Consider the following 7,116-nt stretch of genomic DNA (forward strand, 5'->3'; position numbering starts at 1 on the left):
TTGCCATCGGATGAAGCTTGCTTTGTCCGATTTTTATTTGAAACTGACTAAAAAATAAAAGCTAAACAGGAAATACATGCTCCCTACTACCATGCCTCTTATGACCCTTATCTGGCAACAGCACCGCTTTGCCTTTATCAAAGTCATCTTGCTCAATCTGCTTAATGCCTTGGTGAATGTCGCTATTATCGCCTTTATTAACCGTTTTTTAATCGCAGCAGTCGGCACTGATAATTCCCTATTAGGCAGTTGGCAGATATTAGCGGTGTTTTTGGTAGCGATTATGGGTTTATTAGCGACAACGTTTATGTCACAGCTTGCCTTGACTAAGTTAGGGCATCGCTTTGTGTTTGAATTACGTTCGCAACTGATAAAACGTATCTTAGATACTTCAATCGCCCAAATCGAAAAAATCGGTAGTGCCAAGCTGTTAGCCAGCTTAACTACCGATGTGCAGTCGATTACTGTGGCGTTTGTACGCTTGCCTGAGCTGGTGCAAGGGGTAATTATCTGCACAGCGACCGCGGTTTATTTGGGGTTTTTATCTCTGCCAATGCTGCTTGTGGTCATGGGGTGTATTACGCTGACCATTTTTATCAGCAGTAAACTCGTGGGTCACGTGTATGCCCATTTAGCCACATTACGAGAAATCAATGATGCACTGTATCAAGATTATCAAGCGGTGATTGATGGACGAAAAGAACTTGCCTTAAATCGTGAACGTGCCAAACGTCTATTTACCAATGATTATCAACGCCACGCAAGCGACTATTTCAGCCATATTGTTAAAGCCGATACTTTTCATCTATCAGCTGTAAGCTGGTCAAATATTATGATGTTTGCCGTAATTGGGGTGATTTATGCCCTAGCCAATATTTATCACTGGGTAGATACCGCCACCGCCACTACGTTTGCCCTCACCGTATTATTTATCCAGTCGCCTTTACTGATGGCGATTGGGGCATTTCCCACCGTGCAAACGGCTAAAGTTGCCTTGGAAAAAATACAGTCATTACAGCTTGCCGACTATAGCCCAGATTTTGATACCCAAATTTTAACCCCAAATTGGCAAGTCATTACTTTTAAAAATATAAATTATCACTATGACAATAGCGCAAATTTTGGCTTAAAGCATATCAACTTTACGTTAAAACGCGGCGAAGTGGTGTTCTTAATTGGCGCCAATGGTAGCGGAAAATCCACACTTGCCAAGCTCATCACAGGGTTATATCAGCCTAAATTTGCGGAAAATTCCGGTATTTTTATCGATAACCAGCCTGTCGCCTCAGAACATTACCCCCATTATCGCCAGTTATTTTCAGCGATTTATAGCGATTTTTATCTGTTTAAAACTGTGATGGGAAGCGCGCAAAATACGCCCAATGCCGAGTTAATCGATAATTGGCTAGATATTTTAGCCATCAAAGAAAAAGTCAGCGTCACCGATAACCAACTTAGCGCCACCGAACTTTCGCAGGGGCAGCGCAAACGCCTTGCCATGCTGCTTGCTGTCGCCGAAGAAAAGTCTATTTTACTGCTTGATGAATGGGCTGCCGACCAAGACCCTGCCTATCGCCGTGTGTTTTATCACCATATTATTCCCATGTTGCAAAAAATGGGCAAAACGCTGTTTATTATCAGTCATGATGACAGCTATTTTGAAAAGGCGGATAGATTGTTGATGATGAAAAATGGCGAACTCAGCGAGCTGACCGGTTTGCAACGCGAAAAAGCCAGTCTAGATGCCATTACAGTGATTGGTGAGCATTAAGAATCTATACGACCTGCCCTAAAACCTCGTAAAAGCGGATTAAATATAATTGCAAATGAGAATAATTATTGTTATTATTTTCATTACTTTTAACATACTGTAAATTTCTGTAATTATTTATTAGGGCGGGGTCACTTATGCGTTTATCTTTTTTATCAGTAGCAATACGGGCTAGTTTAGCGGTGGGTATTAGCCATGTTTTTACCAGTCAATTGTTGGCAGACGTTGCGACCAATAGCGAAGAAGCACCTGAAACCACATTAGATACCTTGGTCATTCGTAGTGACGCTTACCGCACCACCGCTACCAAGACCGCCCTTGACCCCGAAAAAACCCCCATGAGTTATTCTCGTATCGAGCAAGAGAAGGCTCAGACAGCAAGCTTATACGCACCGCCTACACGACCGACGAAAAAATGACCAACTGGGCAACCGATAACCAATTGGCTTATAATCTGATTACCGATAATACCTCGCATAATTTATTATTGGGTGTGGACTATCAAAAAACCGATAGCACCGCTAAGTACGCAGACGCCATGTACAATGGCATACCCATCATCGATTTAAGCGATCCTGATTATGAGTTATTTAGCAAAACTGCCCTTAGTTTGACAGGCTATCAACAAACCGATGATATTGAGCAAAGTCAATTCGGCGTTTATCTACAAGATGAAATGCAATGGAACAAGCTCACTGTGGTCGCAGGGTTACGCCACGATGACTATAAAAGCACCACCAAAACCACTGCCACAGGTAGCGATACAAAAACCACCGTCAACGAAGCCAAGCAAACATCCGGGCGATTGTCCGCCCTGTATCAACTTGACAATGGGTTTGCCCCGTATGTCAGCTACGCTCAGTCATTTCAACCCTTATTGGGCGTCAACTATATTACAGGTGAAGCATTTAAGCCCACCACCGCCAATCAAGTTGAAGTCGGCATAAAATACAGCTCAGCGGATAAAGCCACCAAAGCCACGCTGTCTGCCTACGATATCACGCGCAAAAATGACAAGGTCACTGCCATCGACTGGACCAAACAAACCCAAACAGGTGAAACCACATCAAAAGGTTTTGAAATTTCTGCCGATCATCGTTTCAATGATTGGTTAAATGTGGGTGTCGGCTATGGTTATGTCGATGCCGAAATCACCAAGGATGAGTTTAACCCCCAACTGGTTGGCAATACCCCGCAACAAATTGCCAAGCACAACGCCACACTTTGGGCAAGTATGAAACCCAACGCCAAAACCGCGGTGCAAGTGGGTGTGCGACACATCGCTGGGATGCAGATTGATAGAGAGAACTCAGATACTTTGCCAAGCGTGACCTTGGTGGATTTGGCTGGCAGTTATCAAATTAACCGCATGTTCGATGTGGGCTTGAATGTCAGTAACTTGTTTGACAAAACCTACGTGGGTAGTTGTTATGACCGCAACAATTGCTGGATGGGCGCAGAGCGACAAGCCAGTGTTAGCTTAACAGCGAAGTTTTAATCAGGTTCATAAATCTAAACAAAGGACTTGTTACCCCAAGTCCTTTCCTTATCGCCCTTTAACAAAAATTACATTCTATGCACCCAGAAAATCTGACTTTATTTGATGACCCCGAAATTGCCGACATCATCGATCACATCAACGAAGACCACGGCGATGATATGAAACACATGGCGTTAGGCTTGCTAAACTTAACCAAGGTTCAGCAAAAAACCTTGCAAAATGCGACCTTACGCCAAATTTATCAACAAGGCTTGCTCTTGGATTTGCAATTTGCGCAAAATGAGCCGCACTTAGACAATCAGCTTTTGGCATTTAGTGAGCCGACCCAAACCCTTGAAAAATTCAACGACCAATATGTCGCCTTATTGCAGCGCAGTGACCGCAAACAAGGTAAAAAAACGATTGATATTAAGCAGCGTCAATTTTGTCTGCAAAGCGTGGAAGCGGTTAGTCACCATATGTATCGTTTGACAGTGCAAACAGATAGCGATTTATCCAATTTACCGGCAGGTTATGCGTTTTTGTTTGATGTCAAACTACCCGACACCGACCTAAAAAAACACCCCCGCCCCTACCGCTATTATACGCTTCGCAAGGCATGGCAAACCGTGAATGAAAACGGCGAAACGCAAAACCTTGCTTGGATAGATATCTATTGTCATGGAGAAAAAAACGGCGAAATCAGTCTTGGCGAAACCTGGGTAAAATCGTTAAAAACAGGCGATGTGTTTACCAGTGAGCGAGAATTCCCCGAAAAAATCGATCATCTCGGTGTTAATCAGCCACAGGGACAAAGTCTATTAATCGCTGATGAAACCTCACTACCGACCGTAGCCAGACTGTTAGAGCAGTCGCCAATGACCGAGCAGACAATACCGCCGATTATACTGACCTTTTTGCAAAGCCCGCTAGATTTGGCTTATTTAGAAGACGTTTTAGCCCAGTCTCCTGCAACGGTGTTGCCAATTGTGGCGAATGATAACCAACTGCCCCATACGCAGATTTTTACGACCCTACAAAATTTTTTGCAACAACATCCTCACAAAATTGACCACATCTGGGGTGGGCTTGAAGCCACAACAACGAAAAAACTGCGTTTGCTATTGGATGAGTTATTACAGTTAGGTCGGGATAATAGCGTACTAAAAGTGTATTGGCGAGCAAGCTAAGGGTTATCCAAGAATTGGGCAGACAATCAGATGCATACGTGAGTACTTGGTCGTAACAACTGGTTGTTTGCAGTGTCACTTGACGGTAGGCAGAGGGCAGTGAATTTTATTAACCCCTAACTATTCATCATTTTGTCACGCAACCTTTCTATGATATTTCACAAATTTATCAACGCTCTTATTTGAGCCTAATTTAGTGAGCTATCATGAACTATAAAACCCATCATTATAAAACCCATCATTATAAAAACCATCATTATAAAAACCATCATTATAAGAATACGCAAATCAAGCGCATTTGCCTTACCACATCCATGATTGTAGCAAGCATGTCACTTGTTGCTTGTGATAACAATGATAATGATAGTAATGACCCTAAACCACAGCAAATCGCTACCAATACGAACCTTAACTTTACTATTCTTGAAACGTCAGATTTACATAATAATATCATGAGTTATGATTATTACAAGTTGACAGAAGACAAAAGTTTTGGGCTTGAGCGAACCGCAACGCTTATCGATAACGCTCGTAGTGAATCTGCCAATAATATCTTGCTAGATAACGGTGATACCATTCAAGGTAGTGCTTTAGGTGACTATCAAGCAACGGTGAACCCTGTCAAATGCGACGAAACCTTGGGCATTTATAAGGTTATGAATGACCTAAAATACGATGCAGGTACGATTGGTAACCATGAATTTAACTATGGGTTGAACTATCTTAATCAAATTACAGGCAGTCAGTTTAATGTTGATGGCATAACCGCAAGTGCCAGTGCTTGTAAAGGACCTGACTTCCCCTTGGTTTTATCCAATGTCATTAGTTCTCGCAATAATCAGCCGCTGTTTAAGCCTTATAAAATCATTACCAAAACTTTTACGGCAACCACACCAGAGGGTAAGACGGTTACCGTACCGCTAAAAATTGGTATCATTGGATTTACCACACCCGGTATTATGCAATGGGACAAAAAATGGCTAGACGGCAAAGTCACCACCGCCGGTGCGAAAGAAATGGCAGAAAAATACGTGCCACAAATGAAGAATGAAGGTGCAGATGTCATTGTCGCCTTGTCGCATGGTGGTATTGATACCTCACCATACAGCCCAACGATGGAAAACGCCAGTTGGCATCTATCGCAAGTAGCAGGTATTGATGCGATTTTGATGGGACACACACACCAAGTGTTTCCCGATGCTAATAGCAAAGACACCCGCTTAGACCAGGCAGGCATTGATAAAGTTAATGGCTTATTAAACAACGTACCTGCGGTCATGCCAAGTTTTTGGGGTAAAGGGTTAGGGGTCATCAAATTGAATCTAACCTTTGATGGCAAAAAATGGGTGGTCAATAAAAACAATACCAAAGTGGAAGTGCGTACAATCCAAAATGCTGATAAAACTTTTGTAGCAGCCAACCCGCGAGTGGCTCAATTAATTCAAGCAGAACATAATGCCACTATTAATTATGTCAAAACCCCAATCGGTACATCCGATTTCTCAATGACTTCTTACTTTGCTGATGTGGGTGATGTGTCAGCGATTCAAGTGGTCAACCAGGCCCAAGCCAATTATATCAGCGATTACATTAACGCCAATTTGCCACAATATAAAGATATCCCTGTCTTATCAGTAAGTGCCCCATTTAAAAGCGGATTTGCAGGGGGTTCAGATTATACGGATGTTGCTCAAGGCAATATCGCCATTAACAATGCGGCTGATTTATACCTGTATCCAAATACCGTGTTTGCAGTAAAAATACAAGGCAGTGATATCAAAAAATGGCTAGAGAATTCCGCCAAACGCTTTAATCAAATAAACCCAAGCCTTACCACACCACAATCGTTAATCAGCACTTTTCCTGGGTATAACTTTGATATGTTTACCGCAGCCGATGTGCAATATGAAATTGATGTGACTAAACCTATCGGTAGCCGTATCCAAAACTTAACCTACAAAGACAAGCCGATTGAAGACAACGCACCATTTATCATCGCAACCAATAACTATCGTGCATCAGGTCTAAAGGAATACTACAGCATCAATAGTACCAATGTAGTTGAATCCCCTGATGCCAATCGTGATGTACTGATTAACTACATCAAAGCGGCTAAGAATTTATCATTAACCAATAATGGTAGCAGTCGTAGCTGGCGGTTTGCCAAAGTAAAAACAGCGGGTCCTGTAACCTTTAAATCGAGTGCAAACAAAATTGACTTTGCCCAAAAAGCAGGATTAACCAATATTAGCGTCGTAAATAATGACGACGGTTCAAATAAAGGCTTGGCAGATTATGCGATAGATTTATCAAACTAATCGCCAAAAAACTTGTATTTTATTTATCGTTAAAAAAAGTGTGGTAGTTGCCACACTTTTTCTTTTTCTATTTTATTAAGCTTTAATTTAAAAGGTACAGCAAAAGGTACAGCGGACAAGCTTTGACATGCCACCCTCCTTACGTTTATACCGGATTTTACGACACTTGTGTTTTGTTGTTCGTTTTTCATAAGGGTAGTGTCTCAGGCTTTTCTGTCTCCGACAATACGAAATATAAAACATCTTGAGAAACTACAAAGCAAAAAACACCCCCCTTACAACAGTAAGGGGGGTGATTTGGGATAGGGAGCTGACGATGACCTACTCTCACATGGGCGAACCACACTACCATTGGCG

At 42.2% G+C, this 7,116-nt stretch carries 5 protein-coding genes; all 5 read left to right on the forward strand.

Annotation, left to right across the window (positions count from 1 at the left end; translation table 11 throughout):
- The first annotated feature begins 76 nt into the window (after positions 1–76).
- On the forward strand, positions 77–1,771 hold the full coding sequence (locus tag RTS09_RS09305) for a multidrug ABC transporter permease/ATP-binding protein (protein ID WP_312536372.1): 1,695 nt from the start codon (positions 77–79) through the stop codon (positions 1,769–1,771).
- Between the two features lie 137 nt (positions 1,772–1,908).
- The gene (locus RTS09_RS09310) at positions 1,909–2,190 is read left to right on the forward strand and encodes a hypothetical protein (RefSeq protein ID WP_312536375.1); all 282 of its coding nucleotides are present in this window, start codon (positions 1,909–1,911) and stop codon (positions 2,188–2,190) included.
- A complete protein-coding gene (locus tag RTS09_RS09315) occupies positions 2,187–3,269 on the forward strand; it encodes a TonB-dependent siderophore receptor (protein ID WP_312536378.1) in 1,083 nt (360 codons plus the stop codon). The genes RTS09_RS09310 and RTS09_RS09315 overlap by 4 nt, the downstream gene beginning before the upstream one ends.
- A 77-nt stretch (positions 3,270–3,346) precedes the next feature.
- Positions 3,347–4,441 carry an SIP domain-containing protein gene (locus tag RTS09_RS09320; protein ID WP_312536381.1) on the forward strand — a complete coding sequence of 365 codons (1,095 nt, stop codon included), beginning with the start codon at positions 3,347–3,349 and terminating at the stop codon, positions 4,439–4,441.
- A 206-nt stretch (positions 4,442–4,647) separates the two neighbouring features.
- The gene (locus RTS09_RS09325; protein WP_312536384.1) at positions 4,648–6,759 is read left to right on the forward strand and encodes a bifunctional 2',3'-cyclic-nucleotide 2'-phosphodiesterase/3'-nucleotidase; all 2,112 of its coding nucleotides are present in this window, start codon (positions 4,648–4,650) and stop codon (positions 6,757–6,759) included.
- Positions 6,760–7,116 lie beyond the last annotated feature (357 nt).

The sequence above is a fragment of the Moraxella sp. CTOTU47618 genome (assembly GCF_032017425.1).
GTDB lineage: Bacteria > Pseudomonadota > Gammaproteobacteria > Pseudomonadales > Moraxellaceae > Faucicola > Faucicola tetraodonis.